Here is a 20,233-nt window from a genome sequence, read left to right on the forward strand (position 1 = left end):
TTGGAATGATGCAAAAACCGATTGAAGGCGTCGCCCTTGGCATAATTACGCTGGCGTTATCCCTCGCCACATTCATGCAAGTGTTGGATTCTACCATTGCCAATGTGGCGATTCCCACCATTGCAGGCGATCTCGGCGCGTCATTCAGCCAAGGCACTTGGGTCATCACATCTTTCGGGGTGGCGAACGCCATTTCCATTCCTATCACCGGCTGGCTCGCCAAACGCTTCGGCGAGGTAAAATTATTCTTAATTTCGACCGCACTTTTTGTCTTCGCCTCTTGGCTATGCGGCATTTCCCACAGTTTGGAAATGTTGATTTTATGCCGAATATTCCAAGGGTTGGCGGCAGGTCCGATTATTCCTTTATCCCAAAGTTTACTACTCAATAATTACCCGCCGGAAAAACGCGGAATGGCGCTGGCATTTTGGGCGATGACGGTGGTTGTGGCGCCGATTTTCGGCCCGATTCTCGGTGGCTGGATTAGCGACAACCTGCACTGGGGCTGGATTTTCTTTATTAACGTCCCCATCGGCTTAATCGTCATCGGTTTCAGCTGGAAAATTTTGGCACCACGGGAAAGTGAAATTCAGCACCAACCCATTGATACCGTCGGCTTGATCTTATTGGTATTAGGTGTCGGCTGTTTGCAATTAATGTTGGATCAAGGGCGCGAACAGGACTGGTTCAGTTCCAACGAAATCATTATTCTTGCCGTGGTTTCTGCCGTTACCTTAACCGCGTTGGTGATTTGGGAACTAACTGATGACAACCCTGTGGTGGATATTTCTTTGTTTAAGCAACGCAATTTTACCGTCGGTTGCTTATCCACCAGCCTGGCATTTTTGATCTACCTTGGATCCGTCGTGCTGATCCCATTATTGCTTCAACAAGTGTTCGGCTATACTGCCACTTGGGCAGGCTTGGCTTCCGCACCTGTGGGTTTATTTCCGATTTTGCTATCGCCACTTATCGGCAAATTCGGTTACAAAATCGATATGCGTATTTTGGTCACTATCAGTTTCGTGGTGTACGCCGTCACCTTTTATTGGCGTGCCGTTACCTTTGAGCCGAATATGACGTTCATTAATGTGATATTACCGCAAACGGTGCAGGGCTTGGCGGTTGCCTGTTTCTTTATGCCGTTGACAACCATTACGTTATCGGACTTGCCGGCACATAAAATGGCATCGGCTTCAAGTCTGTTCAACTTTTTGCGCACGCTTGCCGGTTCCGTGGGAACCTCGTTCACTACGTTTTTATGGTATAATCGTGAAGTCGTGCATCATACTCAACTCACCGAAGCCATTACACCGTACAACCTTATCGCACAACAGTATTATTACATGATGGAGCGTTTCGGCATGAGTGAAGAACAAACCTCTTCTATACTTGCCCGCAATATTACTTCACAAGGCTTTATTATCGGTGCCAACGAAATCTTTTGGCTATCTGCGATTATGTTCCTTATTTTGTTCATCTTAGTCTGGTTTGCTAAACCCCCTTTTAGCGGTCGCCATTAAAAGTGCGGTAGGAATTTTAATCATTTTATTTTATATCGCATAAGATATAAACCATAATTTATACTTTACAAGATATAAACACAATTCTATACTTCATAGCGTATAAAATAAAATCTATATGCTATGGCGTATAAGGAGCAAAAATGGTTATTACCACCGCAAAAATGCTTTCTCATGTTATTCGGGAATTTCGTTATCAAGGCAACCTCTCACAAACAGATGTCGCCAAGCTTGCTAGCACCACCCAAGCCAGAATATCGGTTTTTGAAAATGAGCCGGAACGCACGAAATTAGAAACGTTATTTAAAATTTTGGCAGGATTAGAGTTAGAACTTATCGTACAACCGCGCAAAAAATCCGCGGTTACGGAAAATTTAATCAGCGAACCAACACCTGCATTTTCCGATGACGATGAGGCGTGGTAATGAATAACGCTATCTTGAAAGTCGCAATGAACGGCTTGCTGGTCGGCGAATGGCGAAAGCTCACAAATGGCCGACGGAATTTCAATATCCCCCAAAATGGCTTGATTCTGCGCGCTCCCGTCCAATTTCATTATCATTGCCTTTATCCCATAAAGTTTACCGAGAGGATTCGGTTTACAATTTCTTCGATAATCTTTTGCCCGACAATGAACAAATTCGTTCACGCATTCAGCAACGTTTCCAGACCTCGACCAAATCCCCCTTTGATTTGCTTTCGGCTATTGAGCAGGATTGCGTTGGGGCGATTCAACTTTATCACGGTGAAAGTCGCTCTGTTCGGCAAATTTATGCGGAGCCGTTAAATGATAAGAAGTGTAAAACGTGTTGAAAAACTACCGCACTTTTCCGTTAGGCATGGAAGAAACCGATGATTTTCTCATTTCGCTTGTCGGCACACAGGAAAAAACGGCTCTACTCTACTATCAAAATCAATGGTAATGTCCCCTACATTCCCCGCTACCAGCCATATTTTTAAATTACCTATCGGTATCGTCGGACAGGAGCAACTTAATCTTTCCCATAATTGCGAGAACGAATGGCTTTGCCTGAAGTTCGGCTAAGACAACCATTGAATAAGTATATCTATAACCTCAATCAGTCCTGCACCGGCTAAAATAACCCCGATTAATCCTAACCTCCAATTACGTTTTTCATTAATACACTGTTCTGCTTTTTGTTGAGTATAACTCAATATTTGGTGGACCTGTGCCAACTGAGAAGTAACCTCATTGTTTTTATCTCTAAGATGATATGCCTCTCGTATATGTTCCCAAGCACGAAATGTCGGATAACGAGAAAACTCAATTGGATTATCAAAATAATAACGCGCATTAAAAATTGCTGCTTCAGTATACAACTTATCCAACTCTTGAATATTATTCGGCTTAGCCAAAACATTTGCTAACTCTTCGCTAATTTTATGTAACGCGCTGTAATATGCTAAAGCCAACATAATTAAAAACACTTGCCTATAAGCATTTGTCACCGTACCAAAAGATTCAAAAATAGCCATACCTCGGCCATCTATCGCACGCCACTCATTGCTCAAATGGAAAAATTCATTTTTATCTAACGTATCAGAACTACGGATAAACCAAGAAGAATTTTTTATGACTAAGCTTTCTTCCGAAGGAATTACACCTGATGCAATAACAACACTTCCTAAACTTTCTTTTCTATCTAATTTATCAAAAAGTACTGCATTTAATTCTGCTTTAGTATCAAATAGTTTATTCGGAGAGTAAGAACAGAAATGCAAGGTTTGAGCAAATCGATTTCCTTGGAAAAAAGTTACTTTAAGATCATATTGTTCAAAATTGTCTTCCGTAAACGTAGTTTGTAATAAAAGAGGATTCAAAAATTTAATTTGTTGTTTACATAACGAAGGTTTATTTGTTAAAGATATATGTTTTTCTAAAGGGTATATTTTTCCAAAATAAATATCTTTCATTATTCTCATCCTTCACAATAAAAAATATCCCTTCTGAAAATAAACAGAAGGGACATAATTCTTCAACTACAACGCCTCAATCACCTTATACTGCTCACGGATTTTTTCCAATCCGGATTGGTATTCGGCCATTTTTTCGCGTTCTTTGGCGATGACGGCTTCCGGGGCTTTGGCGACGAAGGCGTCGTTGCTGAGTTTGCTTTCGATGCGTTTGACTTCGTTTTGGTATTTTTCAATCTCTTTGGTCAAACGGGCAAGCTCGGCATCTTTGTTGATGAAGCCCACCAGCGGCACGAGAAGCTCGGTGTTGCCGACTAGTTTTGCCACCGCTAACGGGGCTTGTTCGCCTTCCTTAAGCACACTAACGTTATCCAACTTCGCCATGGCTGTTAAAAGTGCGGTCTGTTTTTCCAGTATTTTTTGCTCGTCCGCCGGAATATTACGGAATAACAAATCCAAACCTTTGCTCGGCGCAATGTTGCATTCGGCGCGAATATTACGTACGGCGACGATGACCTCTTTCAACCATGCGATTTCGGCTTCCGCGTCCACATCAAACGCCGTCATGTCCACTTGCGGGAACGGCTGCAACATAATGCTGTCGGCGTCAATGCCGACGAAACCTTTCACTTTCTGCCAGATTTCTTCGGTAATGAATGGAATAACCGGGTGCGCTAAACGCAGTAATTTCTCTAACACATGCACCAAGGTCTGGCTTGTCGCGCGAATTTGCGCTTGGTTGCCGTTTGCGAATACCGGCTTGGTGAGTTCCAAATACCAGTCACAGAATTGGTTCCAAGTGAATTCATAAAGCGCGGTGGCACATAAGTCAAAACGGAATTGGCTTAATGCGTTGCGGAAGGTTTCCACAGTGCGGTTGAATTCCGATTGGATCCAACGATCGGCAACGGAAAATTCAATTTCGCCTTGGCTTAAATCCAGCTTTTCATTGGTAAGCACGAAGCGGCTGGCGTTCCACAATTTGTTGCAGAAGTTGCGGTAGCCTTCCAAACGTTTCATATCCCAGTTAATGTCGCGACCGTTCGTTGCAAGGGCGGCGAGGGTGAAACGTAAGGCGTCGGTGCCGTGCGCCACAATGCCTTCCGGGAATTCTTTGCGGGTGGATTTGGCGATTTTCTCCGCTAATTGCGGTTGCATCATGTTGCCGGTGCGTTTTGCCACCAAATCTTCAAGGCTGATGCCGTCAATCATGTCTAACGGGTCAATCACGTTGCCTTTGGATTTCGACATTTTTTTCCCGTTTTCGTCACGAATCAAGCCCGTCACATACACGGTTTTGAACGGCACTTGCGGCTTGCCGTTTTCGTCTTTGATGAAGTGCATGGTGAACATAATCATGCGCGCCACCCAGAAGAAAATAATGTCAAAACCGGTAATCAGCACATCCGTTGAATGAAACATTTTCAATTCTTTGGTTTGTTGCGGCCAGCCGAGCGTGGAGAACGTCCATAAACCGGAGGAGAACCAAGTGTCCAGCACGTCTTCATCTTGTTTAAGTGCCACATCAGGATTTAACTGATATTTTGACCGCACTTCCGCTTCACTGCGCGCCACATAAATGTTGCCTTCCGCGTCATACCACGCCGGAATGCGGTGTCCCCACCAAAGTTGGCGGGAAATACACCAATCCTGAATGTCACGCATCCAAGAGAAATACAGGTTTTCGTATTGTTTCGGCACAAATTGAATTTCGCCGTCTTCCACCGCTTTAATCGCTACTTCGGCGAGCGGTTTCACGCTCACATACCATTGGTCGGTCAGCATCGGCTCAATCGGCACGCCGCCGCGATCGCCGTAAGGCACCTTCAAATCGTGCGGTTTGATTTCATCAAGAAGACCAAGGGCTTCAAAATCCGCCACGATTTTCTTCCGCGCGGCGAAACGTTCCAAGCCACGATAATCTGCCGGAATAAGCGCTTCATAGCCCGCCATAGGCTTACCATCGGTGCCGATAATTTCCGCTTCATCACGAATATCCGCGTTCAGCGTCAATACATTGACCATCGGCAACTGATGGCGCTTACCCACCTCGTAGTCATTGAAATCGTGCGCCGGGGTAATTTTCACCACGCCCGTACCGAACTCACGATCCACATAATCATCGGCAATAATAGGAACTTCACGATTTGCCAGCGGCAGTACAACGGTTTTGCCGATTAAAGACTGATAACGTTCATCTTCCGGGTGAACGGCAACGGCAGTATCGCCCAACATGGTTTCCGGACGGGTGGTCGCCACCACTAAATAATCTTTTCCGTCTGCGGTTTTCGCACCGTTCGCCAGCGGATAACGGAAATGCCACAGGCTGCCTTTGGATTCTTTGTTTTCCACTTCCAGATCAGAAATGGCGGTGTGCAGTTTCGGATCCCAGTTCACTAAACGCTTGCCGCGATAAATCAAGCCTTCTTCGTGTAAACGCACAAACACTTCCTTCACCGCGTCGGAAAGACCGTCATCCATCGTGAAGCGCTCACGCGTCCAGTCCACGGAGTTACCCAAGCGGCGAATCTGTTGACTAATGGTGCCGCCGGATTGCGCTTTCCATTCCCAAATTTTGTCGATAAAGGCCTCACGACCATAATCATGACGGGTTTTATTTTCTTCCGCGGCAATTTTGCGCTCCACCACCATCTGGGTTGCAATGCCCGCATGGTCGGTTCCCGCTTGCCAGAGGGTATTATGTCCTTCCATGCGGTTAAAACGAATTAAGGTATCCATCAAGGTTTGCTGGAACGCGTGCCCCATGTGCAGACTCCCCGTCACATTCGGCGGCGGAATGGCAATAGAATAACTCGGCGCATTCGCCTCTTCCGACGGTTTAAAATAACCGCTTTCTTCCCAGTGTTGATAAAGGGCTTGCTCTACCGCAGACGGATTAAAACGGTCTGCCATTTCGAATTTTTGTGTCATTTATATTTTCTCTTTGGTAGGGTGCAATTTGGTGCACCTTTTGATTAAAATGAGAACAGTGCAGCAAGTTGCACTTTATGGAATTATTTTCTAACAGTATGAGAAAGCAAAATTCTTGAAACTTCTTCTAATTTTCTATTATTCTCTTCAATCGCTGCGTTCTTATCATCTTTAAAATAAAAGATAACTAAAGGTAAATTAACCTGTTGACAAGCATATTGTTTGCGAATATCTCGATAAGCAGGATTTTCTATATTATGTCCGTAACCATTATATTCAATTAGTACTACAGGATAACCCAAACAATCTAGAATAATAAAATCAGCTCTTAATGAATTTATTGCCAAAAAAGCATTTTTCTCATTTTGAGAAGCTGATTTATAAGGTGTCTTTGTATTTATAATGCCACCAAGTCCAACTTGAGAGAATAGTCTAAAATTTTTTCCCTTATACTTTTCATCATTCAATAGATCTGTTAGTGATTTGAATATATTAAACTCACTTTTATTCATTATTGGTATTGTTTTGAAATCTGTAGATAGAATTAGTTTTTGTCGTATATTTTCCTTCTCTTTCTCTGAAAATTCTTGCGGTTGATAAGTAGTGAAAATTTTATTTTTCTTCTTGTTTCTTTTACTTTAAAAAATAAATGAAAGAAATATAGCCAAAATTAGAATAACAACTTTCATTTTTGAACCTTATATTTGATTAAATGTAATTATGAAAAACTTTTTTTACTCAGATAAATCTCACTAATCACCTCTTTCAACTCCGCCAACGTCATATTTTCTTGTTTCGCGTGTTGTTCCGTCAGTTCATCAAGGGTAATCGGTGAAACACTTAACACTTCAATTGTGCAGAAATATTCATCATCTTAAAACCGCCCGACACGTAAAATATCACCGGCTTTAAAGTGGCTTTCGGATTTATCCCGAATGGTGATGGTTTTTCGTCCGGCGAGAATATCATCTTGGAAACATTGATAAAAAGTGATGTCGTTCATAAAAGTGCGGTCATTTTTTTCAGAGTTTTTACGACCTTCTACCCCGCCTGCTCCGTACTCAATTCCCAGCCCAACTGCCTCAATTGTTTATAACGTTCCCGCGCTAAAGCTTTTTGTTGTTCTTCGGCGGGTACGAAATCGATAATTTGGTTAAAGCTGTTGATGAATTCCGGCAGCTGCGGTTGTAAATTAATCAGCAAATCGCGGCTTTGTGCGTTGCGTTTGCCCGTCCAGCTGATTTCGATGGGCGTGGCATACGTGGTGGCTTCGCCGGAAAGGTTGTGCGGGACGAATTCGTCCGGTTCCCGTTGCCAAAGGGCTTCATCAATATTGAGCGCCTGCGCTTCATTTTCACACGCCAACAGAACCCGTTTTCCCAAACGCCAGGCGGACGCCGCCAAATTGCAGGCAAGGCTTTCCACCGCAGACAAATTCGTCTGTGCGGGAGAGGCATCGGAAAGCAGGTAGAATTGCGCATTTTTTGGCATATAAAGCCCTAAATATGAAAAATGAGTCGCAAGATTTTAGCGGAAATCAGCTCAAATAGAAAATGTTAATTTCCGAAACGTTTTGCAAGCGAACCGCACTTTATGATCTAGGTCACAAAACCGTTTTTCTGTTTGTAATTTCGGTTCATAGATTCGTTTACCAGTGCTAGAATCTGGTTAATCTTGTTAATCATTAAGAGGTAATCACAATGGCATTTCGCATTGAAAAAGACACTATGGGTGAAGTTCAAGTTCCGGCAGACAAATATTGGGCTGCACAAACCGAACGTTCCCGCAATAATTTTAAAATCGGTCCCGCGGCATCTATGCCACATGAAATTATCGAAGCCTTTGGTTATTTGAAAAAAGCGGCGGCGTTTGCCAATGCGGATCTCGGCGTATTGCCTGCGGAAAAACGCGATTTGATCGCGCAAGCCTGCGATGAAATTTTAGCCAACAAATTAGACGATCAATTCCCGTTGGTTATCTGGCAAACCGGCTCCGGTACGCAATCCAACATGAACGTGAACGAAGTGGTGGCAAACCGCGCACACGTTTTACACGGCGGTAAATTAGGCGAAAAATCCATCATTCACCCGAATGACGATGTGAATAAATCCCAATCCTCCAACGACACCTTCCCGACAGCAATGCACATTGCGGCTTACAAAAAAGTGGTAGAAACTACCATTCCTGCAGTAGAACGTTTGCAAAAAACCTTCGCGGCAAAATCCGAAGCCTTCAAAGATGTGGTGAAAATCGGTCGTACGCATTTAATGGACGCAACCCCGCTCACATTAGGTCAGGAATTCTCCGCTTATGCGGCGCAATTGCACTTCGGTTTAATCGCGTTGAAAAATACCCTGCCGCATTTGCGTCAATTAGCCCTCGGCGGTACTGCTGTGGGTACGGGGTTGAATACACCGAAAGGTTATGACGTGAAAGTGGCGGAATACATCGCGAAATTTACCGGTTTGCCGTTCATCACTGCCGAAAACAAATTCGAAGCCTTGGCGGCGCATGATGCCATCGTGGAAACCCACGGTGCATTACGTCAATTAGCCATGAGCTTGTTCAAAATCGCCAACGACATTCGTTTATTGGCATCCGGTCCGCGTTCCGGTATCGGCGAAATCTTAATTCCGGAAAATGAACCGGGCTCTTCCATCATGCCGGGTAAAGTGAATCCGACCCAATGCGAAGCCATGACCATGGTGTGCGCGCAAGTGTTCGGTAACGACACCACCATCTCGTTCGTCGGTTCACAAGGTCATTTCCAATTGAACGTGTTCAACCCGGTGATGATCGCCAACTTCCTGCAATCCGCCCAATTATTGGCAGACGCCTGCGTTTCCTTCGACGAACACTGCGCAACCGGTATCGAGCCGAACTATCTGCGCATTAAACAACAACTTGAAAATTCATTGATGTTGGTGACCGCACTTAATACCCATATCGGCTACGAAAATGCGGCGAAAATCGCAAAAACCGCACACAAAAACGGTACCACCTTGCGTGAAGAAGCCATTAACCTCGGTTTGGTTTCCGCCGAAGACTTCGACAAATGGGTGCGTCCGGAAGATATGGTGGGCAGCTTAAAATAAGGCTTACACATTAAATTAAACCATTAATAATGAAGAAAGGCGGGATCAATTTCCCGTCTTTTTTGCTATAATCGCCCACATAAATTTTTATGACGGACTTTTTATGAAATTAAAATCGCTGTTATTCATTTTAACTTTATTTCCTACCGCACTTTCGGCGCACTGGCTCAATGTCGGAAACGCCGATTATAACTGGGGTCCGTTCCTCGTTTATACCATCGAGTTAGAAACGGAAAACGGGGCTTATGAAGCCAATCAGTTGCCGTTTATGCTTTCCTTTAAATACGAAAAACCCATTGAAGGCAAAAATTTTGCCATCAGCCTGGCGAAAGAAATGGAACATCTCAACGTGGATAAAGCGCAAGGCGATTTGTGGTTGAAGCAAATGCAGCAGCTTTTTCCCGACTTCTCACCTAACGACATTTTGCGTTTTGTCGCCCTGCCGGAAAAAAGCTATTTCATTTTAAACGACACCATTTTGGATCATGAATTCGAACCGCAATTTGCACAAGCGCTGATTAGCATTTGGTTGTCGCCGAACAGCAACTTTATTCAATTACAACCGCAGTTATTGGGAAAAGAAAAAAATGCAAACTCACCGGAGAAGTTTAAACGCACGCCGGAAGTGGACCCGCTGGGCGAAGATGACGCCAGCCCGCAACTGCCGCCGAATTTTCAATTTCAGGATCAAGATCCGGAATTAGGTTAACTGCCTGTCATATTTCCCTACGGGAATAAATTCGGGTTAAAAATTGCTTGCTTAATGCCGCACAAAAAGCCGATATGTTCCGCCCAATAACTGACAAACCAACACCGCAAATGAGTGGATTTTCGTCTTTAGATTGGGACACCAATTATGCACTTCATTGAGCAAAAACGTCATGTCGTGACGTGGATGCAGGGTGCTGCAATTCACAAAACGCACATCGTCGTCAATAAATTTTAATTGCATCACTTTTTCATAATTACAAAATTACCGGAATCAAAACCGTGTAAATAAATAATTATTTTATTACTCCAACTTGATTACGGATTTTCTGCTCTAAATATAAAATCATTTGTAACGCGATATTAATACCGCTGGTTTTCTCAATCATTTCAAGCCCCGGGCTGGCATTCACTTCCAACACCAACGGGCCTTTCGCCGAGCGAATCAAATCCACACCGGCAACATCTAAGCCGAGCGCGTTGGTCGCACGCAAGGCGATTTGCTTTTCCTGTTCGGTCAACACCACTTTTTCTGCTGTCGCGCCACGATGACAATTGGCGCGAAATTCACCGTTTTGCCCGACCCGTTGCATGGCGGCAACCACCCGTCCGCCAATCACAAAACAGCGTACATCCGTGCCGTCGGCTTCTGCCACAAATTCCTGCAACAACACCGGCACGTCCGCTTGTTTTAAAGTTTCCAAAATACTGACCGCACTTTTTGTTCGCTCCGCCAGAATCACGCCGATGCCCTGAGAACCGCTCAAGGTTTTCAAAATGGTTGGCGCGCCGATGTGTTGCACCGCATGATTAGCATTGACTTCAATGCCGGCGAGCAAAGAATCCGGCACCGCAACACCTTGTTGCAGCAACATTTGCAGACTAAGCCATTTATCGCGGGCGTTGCGAAAGGCATCGACGTTATTCAAACAAGGAACGCCTTGCGCTTGGAAATAATGCAACACGCGACAGCCCATAAGCATACTGGTGGTGCCGAAGCGGGGCAACACCGCGTCATAATGTGGCAAAAGCTGCGCCTCACTCTCCGCGTCCGCTTGATAATACAACACAAAGTGCGGTGGATTTTTTTGGAGTTTTATCAGGCAACGATTCGGATCCAAAATATCCATTTGGTGCCCGTTTTCCTCTGCCGCATCCTTGAGCCGTTGACAGCTATATAAACGCGGCTCACGGCACAACATTAAGAATTTCATACAAAATTATTTTTTAATAAAGCCCTGTTGCTGCAAATAAGCCAATACGTTCGGACGAATCGGCTTATCCAAACTTTTTATCACATTGCGCGACCAATCCATGTCAATGTTGCTGCGCTGACAATAATAGTCAGCAACCGTCGCGTTATATTCGTCCAGTTTGGTGGTATCCAACGGCTGATAACGGTTTTCAAAAAACAGGGTTTCTTTCGGCAGGCGTGGCTTGCTCGGCGGATCCTGATCCGTATAGCCCAAACACATTCCCACCATCGGCAGGCAATGTTCCGGCAGATTGAGCAATTTGCCCACTGCTTCCATTTCATTACGCAAGGATCCGATATACACCCCGCCTAATCCTAAACTTTCCGCCGCCAACAGCACGTTTTGCGACATAATGCCGGTGTCCACCGCGCCGATCAGCAACACTTCCGCATAATCCAGCTGCGCCGTCGGGCAAATTTGTTTATGCTTATTAAAATCGACGCAGAATACCCAAAATTCAGGCGCGGATTTCACATACTCCTGATTGGAGCTGTACACCATCATTTGCTCACGAATCGCCTGATCGGTAATACGCACGATGGAAACACATTGCAAATGGTTGGACGTAGAAGCAAAACGCGCCGCATTCACCAAACGGTCGATAATATTGTCATCAACAGGCTCATCGGTAAAACGGCGAATAGAACGGTGGGCTAAAATACAATCTAAGGTTTCGGAGGTATATTTTTTCTCAGACATAAAAATTCCTTGTGTAGCACATTAAACTCGCCATATCTTACACTAATTACAAGAATGCCGAAAAACACTTTATTGTTTTTTCGCGAATCCTTAAAATCAGCACAAATTCACTCAAAAGGAAACATTATGTTCGTTACAATTTATGGTCGCCTAAGCTGCCCTTATTGCGTTCGCGCCAAAACCTTAGCGGAAAAATTAAAAAATACTGTGGAAAATTTTGATTATCGTTACATCGACATCATCGAGCAAGGCATGAGCAAAGAAGACATCGCCAACATCATCGGCAAGCCGGTGCAAACCGTGCCGCAGGTTCTGATTGGTGACAAGCCGATCGGCGGTTGCACCGATTTTGAGGCCTTAATGGCCGAACAGTTTGGCGATATTGATTAATTTCGCTTAATAAAAAAGTGCGGTGGAAAAAACATTTAGATTTTTCTGCATGATAAAAAAATAGTGCAATTTGTTCCGTTAGAATAATTTGCTCAAACCCCGAACAATAATTTTCCGCCACCAAACGCGCGGGTCAAATAATTATCACTGAACTTCATGCGCCGCACCATCGGAAAAGCTACATTCCTCCGAGATTTTCGCTTCACTGAAATCCTCCCACGGTTCCGTTTTAATGAAAAATCCTGCAAATACTGCGCATCCCGTTACAGCAGATAAACATCACGAAAAATCCCCGACATACGGAATTTATCCTGTTCCTCCAAATAACTGCCGTCACACCATTTCAGCACGATAATATCGAGGATATTCTCGTCTAACTGTAAATAATTCGTTACATCAAATTCAGAGGTGCAATGGCTGATTTGGCTATAACCCACGAATTGCCCGTTCAACACCATAAAATAATCGTAAAATTCTCTTGGATTTTCCACCGCACTTTGGTCATTGGCATGGGGAATAAAATAGGCGTGTTGCGGTGTTGATGTGTAATGTTTCTAAATCCTGAAAGTAATTGAGTAATGTCATGGCGGAACCCCTTACAGCGGAATGAAAATTTTTACTATACTCAATCCGCCCCATAAATTTCACCTAAAATTAAGATTTTGCGGCTTATATCACGATCTTTGTTTTACAGAATGTAAAATTTAAAATACAATCTCCGTCAACTTTTAAATACACAATAAGGAAAATCTATGAACAAAACCGTAGGAAGTACGCTGTTAGTGGCAGGAACCATGATTGGCGCCGGCATGCTGGCAATGCCGCTCACCTCCGCCGGCATCGGATTTAGTTTCACTTTACTTTTATTATTAGGCTTGTGGGGATTACTCACCTTTACCGCGCTGTTATTCGTCGAACTTTACCAAACCGCCCCGAGCGACGCCGGCATCGGCACCCTTGCCGAACAATATTTCGGTCGACCGGGACGCATTATCGCCACCGCCGTATTAATCATTTTCTTATACGCCCTCATCGCCGCTTACATCAGTGGCGGCGGTTCCTTATTGGCTGACACCCTACCGACCATCGCCGACAAAGACACCACCGGCAAAATCGCCGTATTAATCTTCACCCTTTTCTTCGGTATGTTTATCGTCATCGGCACGCACAGCGTCGATAAAATCAACCGTTTGTTATTTTTCACTATGATCGGCACATTCATCGTGGTATTGGCGCTCATGTTGCCGGAAATCAAACTGGATAACTTAATGGCAATGCCTATTGATAACGCCCTCATCATTTCCGCCGGCCCGGTGTTTTTCACCGCATTCGGCTTCCATGGCTCCATTCCCAGCCTGAACAAATACCTCGGCGGCAATGTAAAAGCCCTAAGAATCTCCATTTTAGTCGGCTCGGGCATCACCTTATTCGCCTACATTTTATGGCAACTTTCCACCCACGGCTTGCTGACCCAAAACGCGTTTTTACAAGTCTTACAACAAGATCCTACGCTGAACGGTTTGGTCACCGCCACCTTAACCATCACACAAAGCAGCATCATGGCAAACGCGGTGAAAATCTTCTCTACCCTAGCACTCATCACCTCATTTTTAGGTGTCGGCATCGGCTTATTGGAATGTATAGAAGACTTGTTAAAACGCTCATTTAATGTTCACACCAGGCGCTTCTCTTTGGGTTTACTCACGTTCATTCCGCCCATCGTTTTCACCCTGTTCTACCCGCAAGGCTTCATTTTAGCCTTAGGCTACGCCGGACAAATGTTCGCCTTTTACGCCGTCGTCCTACCGGTCGCCCTCGTGTGGAAAGCGCGCAAAATCCACCCGAACCTGCCATATAAAGTCTTGGGTGGCAATTTAACACTGGCGGTGGCGTTGGTCCTGGGCGTGATCATCACCTCCATCCCCTTCGCCATCCGCGCGGGTTATTTGCCGTTTGTAGTGGGCTAAAAAACGCTGGAAAAAATAACCGCACTTTGATCGGGAAGATCAAAATGCGGTCGGTTTTTAAGATGGATTTTAATACGGTTGATTACTGCCCGTAATAAGCATTTTTACCGTGTTTGCGTAGATAATGTTTATCCAGTAATTCTTGTTGCATCGGTTGTAGGTTCGGGCGGAGTTGGCGGCTGAACAGGTTCATGTAGCCGATTTCTTCCAGCACTACCGCATTATGCACGGCGTTGTCGGCGTCCGTTCCCCACGCGAATGGGCCGTGGGAATGCACCAATACGGCAGGTACGTCTTTCGGATCGATGCCGCGTTTGCGGAAGGTCTCCACGATAACTTTGCCGGTTTCTAATTCATACTCGCCTTGAATTTCCGCCGGGGTCATTTTGCGGGTGCAAGGAATGGAACCATAGAAATAGTCGGCATGGGTAGTGCCTGCGGCGATAAGATCTTCGCCCGCTTGTGACCAGATGGTAGCGTGGCGGGAATGGGTGTGCACGATGCCGCCGATGGTCGGGAACTCGCGATACAATTCCAAGTGGGTCGGCGTGTCGGAAGACGGTTTTTTGCTGCCTTCTACCACTTTGCCGGTGAATAAATCCACTACCACCATATCTTCGGCGGTCATGACATCGTATTCCACGCCGGAAGGTTTTATCACCACCAGATTTTTTTCGCGATCAATGGCGGAAACGTTGCCCCAAGTGAAAGTCACCAAATTGTATTTCGGTAACGCCAGATTTGCTTTTAAGACTTTTTCTTTAAGTGTTTCTAACATGGAAAACCACCTTCTTTCATTTTTTGTTCAATCCAACGGCGGGCGTTAATAATTTCCGCAATCGGTTCTTCCGCTTTTTCCGTCCACATTTCAATTAAAAATGCGCCGCGATAATTCAATTCTGCCAATGTTCTGAAACAGGCAACAAAATCCACACAACCGTCACCGAACGGCACGTCACGGAATTGCCCTTTGCAGGTGTCGGTAACTTTATAAGTGTCTTTCAAATGAATGGCGGAGATTTTGTCGATGCCCAGCTTCAATTCTTTCGCGACGTTGTCATTCCACGCACTTAAATTGCCGAGATCCGGATACACAGTGAACCACGGCGATTTGATAAGGTCATCCCATTTTTTCCAGCGACTGATGGAGCTCATAAATTGGGTATCCATAATTTCTACCGCAATGGTCACTTGATTACTTGCCGCCAATTCCACCGCCCATTGCAAGCCTTCTTGGAAGCGCTGAATAGTGCCTTCGTCCTGCTCTTCGTAATACACGTCATAACCCGCCAACTGAATGGTGCGAATACCTAAATCGACGGCTAATTTAACGGCTTTTTCCATGATTTCATAAGCTTTTGCGCGGGTTGCTTCGTCACGGCTGCCGAAAGGAAAACGACGATGCCCGGAAAGACACATAGAAGGAATGGTAACGCCGGTTTTGATAATGGCTTTCACCAACTGAATGCGTTCTTTTTCGCTCCAATCCAAACGCGCCAAACGCTCATCGCTTTCATCGATAGAAATTTCGACAAAATCAAAACCGCAGGCTTTGGCGATGGACAAGCGATCCTGCCAGCTAATATTTTTCGGCAGGGCTTTTTCATAAATACCCAATTTATGTTTTCTCACAATACACTCCTTTACTTATGGATCAGCAGTAAACGCCACATCAGGCAAGAATAACTTCTAATCCTTTGTCTTTTAATTCTTGAATAATCTTTGGATCGGCCTCTTTTCCGGTCACCAGTAAATCAATATCTTTCAATTCGCTAAACAGCATGCCCATTTCGCGTCCGAGCTTTGAACTGTCAACCAAAGCAACCAGTTTGCTGACCTTAGGTAAAATATGCTGTTCCGAATTGGCGATAATCATATCTGTTTTGTATAAGCCGTCTGTGGTCATGCCTTTACCGCTGGTAAACATAATATTGGCGGCATAAGCCGGTTCGTTAGTGGAATTCAGGGATAAAGTCACCGCTTTATTTTTATTATATTGACCGCCCATAATCACGACATCGTCATGATTATGTTCAATGAGGAAATTAGCCAAAGGCAAATAGTTGGTAATGATCTGTACATTGCATCCGCACAGGCTATCCGCCAGCATTTGCATGGTGGTGCCGCAAGTCAGTACGACGCTTTGCCCGTTTTCACAAAGTTTTGCTGCGGCTTCGGCAATGCGTTGTTTTTCTTCGGCATTATTAACAACACGGGGCTGCGCATATTGTTTACCGTTAAAGGCAAGGTATTCGGCGCCGTTACGGACTTTTCTAAGCAACCCTTGCGCATTTAATTTATTAATATCGCGACGTGCTGTTGCCGGCGAGATGTTAAAGGTATCGATAATTTCGTTGGTCGAAAGAAGGGTTCGCTCTTTCAGTAAATCTAATATTTGATTATGACGATAACGTTCGTTCATTATGTTTTCCTTTTCATTTCCTACATCCATAACCTAATGAACTGCCTGAGAATTGCCGCCGCTAAAAAGCGACGGCAATATTTTATTTAACTTAAAGCATGGATTTAAACTGGATGTTCGGTTCCTGCTCAAAGCAATCATCAAAACCGCGCGGATGATGATATTCAATCAAATCTTTATCACGCGGGTACACATATTTACCGCCGACTTCCCAGATAAACGGATGGAATTTATACTGCAAACGATCTTTACGCATACGCCATAGCGCAAGAATTTCATCGGTACTCGCCATAAAGTTGGTCCAAATGTCGTGATGAACAGGAATGATAACATTGGTACGCAAACATTCTGCCATACGGAGTAAATCAATTGAAGTCATTTTATCGGCAATCCCCACCGGATTTTCACCATAGTTATTCAGTGCCACATCAATATCGAAATCTTTACCGTGCTTGGCGAATTGAATGGAATAATGCGAATCTGCACCATGGTAAATATTACCGCCCGGTGTTTTGAACACATAGTTCACCGCTTTACGTCCCATTTCTTCATCAGACGGGCAAAGCCCTTTTAATTCACCGCCTTGTTCTTCCGCACCTTCAACCGGCAATGTCACCAGGCAAGTGCGGTCGAAAGAATCCAAGGCGTAAATTTCGACATCTTTTAATTTCACCATATCACCCGGTTTAACGATAATGATGCGTTCTTCCGGTACACCCCAATTTTTCCATAATTCGGCGCAATGCCATGGACCAACAAATTTCACATGATCCAATTTCGGGTTATTTACGATTGCCGCCGCAACGTTTACATCAATATGATCGCTGTGATAATGGGAGGCTAAAATGAAATCCACTTCGTTAATGGCAAACGGATCCAAAACCATTGGCTGGGCACGCAGGTTCGGTTGTAATTTACGCACGCCTGCCATGTTCGCCATTTGGTGACCGCGCACCATGTCTTTTACTTTTTTAGTACTCTTACCACGATTGCACCATAAGTCCATGCAAATATTGGCGCCCGCGGGGGTTTTTATCCACACACCGACACAACCTAACCACCACATGGCAAAATTGCCCTCGGGAACAACTTCGTTCTCAATTTCTTCATTTAACCAAGTGCCCCATTCAGGAAAAGTAGAAAGGATCCAACTTTCACGGGTGATTTCATTAACTTTAGCCATACAATAACTCCTTTTTTTAGGTTTAGTAGAATAATTTAATCATTTATAATCATAAACAATCATTTTCATTAATGGAATATTTTTTTTTAAATTTTTCTATTAAAATATGTTAAAAATTTATTAAATTCCAGACTTAGCTAACATTTTAACCTTAGATAACAACGCCAACTCTTGATTCGAAATTTCTAATCACACATAAGTATTTCAATAAAATAAATCGTGACATTGCTCACATTTTATCAAAAAACATCTTTGAAAAATCATTATAAATATTTATTATCCGCCGCCAACAAACGAAATTTACGCATGAATATTTATATTAACTCTACATTTCAAGGAGCATTACCATGGAAATCTTCATGTGGATCAACGAACAGATCCTATCTAAAGCGCCCTTACTGCTCGGTATCGTAGCCTGTATCGGTTATATTCTGTTAAGAAAAGACACAGCAACTATTATCAAAGGCACGATTAAAACCATCGTGGGCTTTATGTTGGTACAAGTGGGGGCGGCCACATTGGTTGCCGGTTTTAAACCAATTATTGAAAATCTGGCAAAGTTCCATAATTTAACCGGTGCAGTCATTGACCCTTACACCAGCATGCAGGCGACCATCCAAACCATGGGAGATAACTACGGTTGGGTCAGCTATGCCGTATTATTGGCACTGGCATTGAACATTTTATTAGTGGTATTCAGACGCTTTACCGGTATTCGTACCATCATGCTTACCGGCCATATCATGTTCCAGCAGGCGGGTTTGGTTGCGGTGTTCTATATGATCATCGGTGCTTCCATGTGGGAAACCATCGTTTATACAGCAGTCATCATGGCATTATATTGGGGGATTTCCTCTAACATTATGTATAAAGCAACCCAATCAGTTACCGGCGGTGCGGGCTTCTCCATTGGTCACCAACAACAGGTCGCCTCATGGATTGCCACCAAAATCGCACCGAAACTGGGTGATAAAAATGACAACGTGGATCACATGGATTTACCGAAATGGTTACATATTTTCCACGACAGCATCTCCGCCACCGCTATTGTTATGTCCGTCTTCTTCGGGATTATTTTACTTTCCTTCGGACTGGATAATCTGCAAACCATGGCGGGCAAAACTCACTGGTCAATTTACATTTTGGAAACCGGTTTAAAATTCGCCGTCGCCATTCAAATTATCGTTATGGGTGTGCGTATGTTCGTCGCCGAATTATCGGAAGCCTTTAAGGGGATTTCCGAACGGGTGATTCCAAATGCGGTACTCGCCATTGACTGTGCAGCGATTTACGCCTTCTCCCCTAACGCCATGGTATTCGGTTTCATGTGGGGTGCCATCGGTCAATTCGTGGCGGTAGGTATCCTGCTCGGCTTCAGCGCACCGATTTTAATCATTCCGGGCTTTATCCCGATGTTCTTCTCTAACGCCACCATCGGCGTCTTCGCCAACCACTTCGGCGGCTGGAAAGCGGTCATGAAAATCTGTTTCGTGATGGGGATCATTGAAGTATTAGGTTCCGCCTGGGTTATTCAACTCTTAGCAACCCAAGGCACTACCTTCAACGGTTGGATGGGTATGGCGGACTGGGCGTTATTATTCCCACCTGTTTTGCAAGGTATTGTGAGCATTCCGTTCTTCTTCTTTGTTATCGTCGCCCTTTCCTTGGTTTATATGTTCTTCGCTTCTAAAAAATTGCGTGCCGACGAAGCTGCTGCCGCTGCTGCAGGCAAAACCTTGGAGCAAATGGACGGTTACAACTTAGACGACGAACCGGTGACCGAAATACAACGTGAAGCGCAACCTGCCGAACAAAGCGGTGAGTGCCCGATTCGTATCTTAGCCGTATGCGGTTCCGGTCAAGGTTCTTCTATGATGATGAAAATGAAGATCAAAGGTTATCTGGACAAACGTGGCATTCCAAATATTATGGATTCCTGCGCAGTGACCGACTATAAAGGTAAACTCAACGAAGTGGATATTATCGTTGCATCCAAACACTTAGCCGGCGAAATTGAAGTGGGCGAAGGCAAAGCCGTACTCGGCGTGCAAAATATGCTTAACCCTAACTCTTTCGGCGATGAATTGGTCGAGTTAATCAATAAACATCATTCTGCCTAATCAC

22 protein-coding genes and 1 pseudogene are annotated in these 20,233 nt (G+C 44.5%); 10 read left to right on the top strand and 13 right to left on the bottom strand.

The window, feature by feature from the left end; all coding sequences use genetic code 11:
- Nucleotides 1-5 precede the first annotated feature (5 nt).
- From LIN98_RS07750 to LIN98_RS07770, 5 genes are all read left to right on the top strand, one after another.
- On the top strand, nucleotides 6-1,523 hold the full coding sequence (locus LIN98_RS07750; RefSeq protein WP_005545812.1) for a DHA2 family efflux MFS transporter permease subunit: 1,518 nt from the start codon (nucleotides 6-8) through the stop codon (nucleotides 1,521-1,523).
- Between the two features lie 143 nt (nucleotides 1,524-1,666).
- The gene (locus tag LIN98_RS07755; protein WP_014167717.1) at nucleotides 1,667-1,948 is read left to right on the top strand and encodes a helix-turn-helix domain-containing protein; all 282 of its coding nucleotides are present in this window, start codon (nucleotides 1,667-1,669) and stop codon (nucleotides 1,946-1,948) included.
- 49 nt (nucleotides 1,949-1,997) lie between these two features.
- Nucleotides 1,998-2,336 carry a HipA N-terminal domain-containing protein gene (locus tag LIN98_RS07760; protein ID WP_005573679.1) on the top strand — a complete coding sequence of 113 codons (339 nt, stop codon included), beginning with the start codon at nucleotides 1,998-2,000 and terminating at the stop codon, nucleotides 2,334-2,336.
- Entirely contained in the window at nucleotides 2,330-2,446 is a 117-nt protein-coding gene (locus tag LIN98_RS07765; RefSeq protein ID WP_005545808.1) for a hypothetical protein, read from the top strand. The genes LIN98_RS07760 and LIN98_RS07765 overlap by 7 nt, the downstream gene beginning before the upstream one ends.
- Nucleotides 2,446-2,568 (top strand): hypothetical protein, encoded by a 123-nt coding sequence (locus LIN98_RS07770; RefSeq protein WP_005573281.1) that lies wholly within the window; start codon nucleotides 2,446-2,448, stop codon nucleotides 2,566-2,568. The genes LIN98_RS07765 and LIN98_RS07770 overlap by 1 nt, the downstream gene beginning before the upstream one ends.
- Here LIN98_RS07770 and LIN98_RS07775 read toward each other — a convergent pair.
- From LIN98_RS07775 to LIN98_RS07795, 5 genes and pseudogenes are all read right to left on the bottom strand, one after another.
- Entirely contained in the window at nucleotides 2,565-3,458 is an 894-nt protein-coding gene (locus tag LIN98_RS07775) for a hypothetical protein (RefSeq protein WP_005545804.1), read from the bottom strand. The genes LIN98_RS07770 and LIN98_RS07775 overlap by 4 nt on opposite strands.
- 66 nt (nucleotides 3,459-3,524) lie before the next feature.
- Nucleotides 3,525-6,389, bottom strand: a complete 2,865-nt coding sequence (locus LIN98_RS07780) for a valine--tRNA ligase (RefSeq protein WP_053330372.1) — start codon at nucleotides 6,387-6,389, stop codon at nucleotides 3,525-3,527.
- An 83-nt stretch (nucleotides 6,390-6,472) separates the two neighbouring features.
- Nucleotides 6,473-6,901, bottom strand: coding sequence for a DUF2726 domain-containing protein (locus tag LIN98_RS07785; RefSeq protein ID WP_080996242.1), 429 nt, complete (start codon nucleotides 6,899-6,901; stop codon nucleotides 6,473-6,475).
- 206 nt (nucleotides 6,902-7,107) lie between these two features.
- Nucleotides 7,108-7,392, bottom strand: a pseudogene (gene yqfB / locus LIN98_RS07790) (N(4)-acetylcytidine aminohydrolase).
- A gap of 38 nt (nucleotides 7,393-7,430) precedes the next feature.
- Complete coding sequence (locus LIN98_RS07795; RefSeq protein ID WP_005545265.1) at nucleotides 7,431-7,880, bottom strand: DNA polymerase III subunit chi; 450 nt, start codon at nucleotides 7,878-7,880, stop codon at nucleotides 7,431-7,433.
- A gap of 209 nt (nucleotides 7,881-8,089) precedes the next feature.
- Between LIN98_RS07795 and fumC the strand changes: the two genes are divergently transcribed.
- Both fumC and LIN98_RS07805 read left to right on the top strand, forming a co-directional pair.
- The gene (gene fumC / locus LIN98_RS07800) at nucleotides 8,090-9,484 is read left to right on the top strand and encodes a class II fumarate hydratase (RefSeq protein WP_014167712.1); all 1,395 of its coding nucleotides are present in this window, start codon (nucleotides 8,090-8,092) and stop codon (nucleotides 9,482-9,484) included.
- A 103-nt stretch (nucleotides 9,485-9,587) separates the two neighbouring features.
- The gene (locus LIN98_RS07805) at nucleotides 9,588-10,193 is read left to right on the top strand and encodes a hypothetical protein (protein WP_005567405.1); all 606 of its coding nucleotides are present in this window, start codon (nucleotides 9,588-9,590) and stop codon (nucleotides 10,191-10,193) included.
- 51 nt (nucleotides 10,194-10,244) lie between these two features.
- Here the strand turns inward: LIN98_RS07805 and LIN98_RS07810 are convergent, their stop codons facing one another.
- From LIN98_RS07810 to nfsA, 3 genes are read right to left on the bottom strand one after another with little or no spacing between them, the layout of a single operon-like run.
- The gene (locus LIN98_RS07810) at nucleotides 10,245-10,436 is read right to left on the bottom strand and encodes a YqiA/YcfP family alpha/beta fold hydrolase (protein WP_005567404.1); all 192 of its coding nucleotides are present in this window, start codon (nucleotides 10,434-10,436) and stop codon (nucleotides 10,245-10,247) included.
- A gap of 52 nt (nucleotides 10,437-10,488) precedes the next feature.
- A complete protein-coding gene (locus LIN98_RS07815; protein WP_005545271.1) occupies nucleotides 10,489-11,406 on the bottom strand; it encodes an ATP-grasp domain-containing protein in 918 nt (305 codons plus the stop codon).
- 6 nt (nucleotides 11,407-11,412) lie between these two features.
- Nucleotides 11,413-12,147, bottom strand: coding sequence for an oxygen-insensitive NADPH nitroreductase (nfsA, locus tag LIN98_RS07820; protein WP_005590173.1), 735 nt, complete (start codon nucleotides 12,145-12,147; stop codon nucleotides 11,413-11,415).
- 126 nt (nucleotides 12,148-12,273) lie between these two features.
- Here nfsA and LIN98_RS07825 point away from each other — a divergent pair, with 126 nt between their 5' ends.
- Nucleotides 12,274-12,537, top strand: a complete 264-nt coding sequence (locus LIN98_RS07825) for a GrxA family glutaredoxin (protein ID WP_005545275.1) — start codon at nucleotides 12,274-12,276, stop codon at nucleotides 12,535-12,537.
- A 263-nt stretch (nucleotides 12,538-12,800) separates the two neighbouring features.
- On the opposite strand, the gene LIN98_RS07830 is transcribed toward LIN98_RS07825, so the two are convergent.
- Complete coding sequence (locus LIN98_RS07830; protein ID WP_005567402.1) at nucleotides 12,801-13,028, bottom strand: sugar-binding domain-containing protein; 228 nt, start codon at nucleotides 13,026-13,028, stop codon at nucleotides 12,801-12,803.
- 261 nt (nucleotides 13,029-13,289) lie between these two features.
- Between LIN98_RS07830 and LIN98_RS07835 the strand changes: the two genes are divergently transcribed.
- Complete coding sequence (locus LIN98_RS07835) at nucleotides 13,290-14,504, top strand: aromatic amino acid transporter (protein WP_005545280.1); 1,215 nt, start codon at nucleotides 13,290-13,292, stop codon at nucleotides 14,502-14,504.
- Between the two features lie 82 nt (nucleotides 14,505-14,586).
- Here the strand turns inward: LIN98_RS07835 and araD are convergent, their stop codons facing one another.
- From araD to ulaG, 4 genes are all read right to left on the bottom strand, one after another.
- A complete protein-coding gene (gene araD / locus LIN98_RS07840; RefSeq protein ID WP_005567401.1) occupies nucleotides 14,587-15,282 on the bottom strand; it encodes an L-ribulose-5-phosphate 4-epimerase in 696 nt (231 codons plus the stop codon).
- Nucleotides 15,276-16,136 (bottom strand): L-ribulose-5-phosphate 3-epimerase, encoded by an 861-nt coding sequence (locus LIN98_RS07845; RefSeq protein WP_005573669.1) that lies wholly within the window; start codon nucleotides 16,134-16,136, stop codon nucleotides 15,276-15,278. The genes araD and LIN98_RS07845 overlap by 7 nt, the downstream gene beginning before the upstream one ends.
- A 40-nt stretch (nucleotides 16,137-16,176) precedes the next feature.
- Entirely contained in the window at nucleotides 16,177-16,926 is a 750-nt protein-coding gene (ulaR, locus tag LIN98_RS07850; RefSeq protein ID WP_005567397.1) for an HTH-type transcriptional regulator UlaR, read from the bottom strand.
- Between the two features lie 91 nt (nucleotides 16,927-17,017).
- Nucleotides 17,018-18,109: an L-ascorbate 6-phosphate lactonase gene (gene ulaG, locus LIN98_RS07855; protein WP_005541905.1), complete on the bottom strand. Its 1,092-nt coding sequence runs from the start codon at nucleotides 18,107-18,109 to the stop codon at nucleotides 17,018-17,020.
- A gap of 347 nt (nucleotides 18,110-18,456) precedes the next feature.
- Between ulaG and LIN98_RS07860 the strand changes: the two genes are divergently transcribed.
- On the top strand, nucleotides 18,457-20,229 hold the full coding sequence (locus LIN98_RS07860) for a PTS ascorbate-specific subunit IIBC (RefSeq protein ID WP_014167709.1): 1,773 nt from the start codon (nucleotides 18,457-18,459) through the stop codon (nucleotides 20,227-20,229).
- Nucleotides 20,230-20,233: the final 4 nt, after the last annotated feature.

The sequence above is a fragment of the Aggregatibacter actinomycetemcomitans genome (assembly GCF_023518055.1).
GTDB classification, from domain to species: Bacteria; Pseudomonadota; Gammaproteobacteria; order Enterobacterales; family Pasteurellaceae; genus Aggregatibacter; species Aggregatibacter actinomycetemcomitans.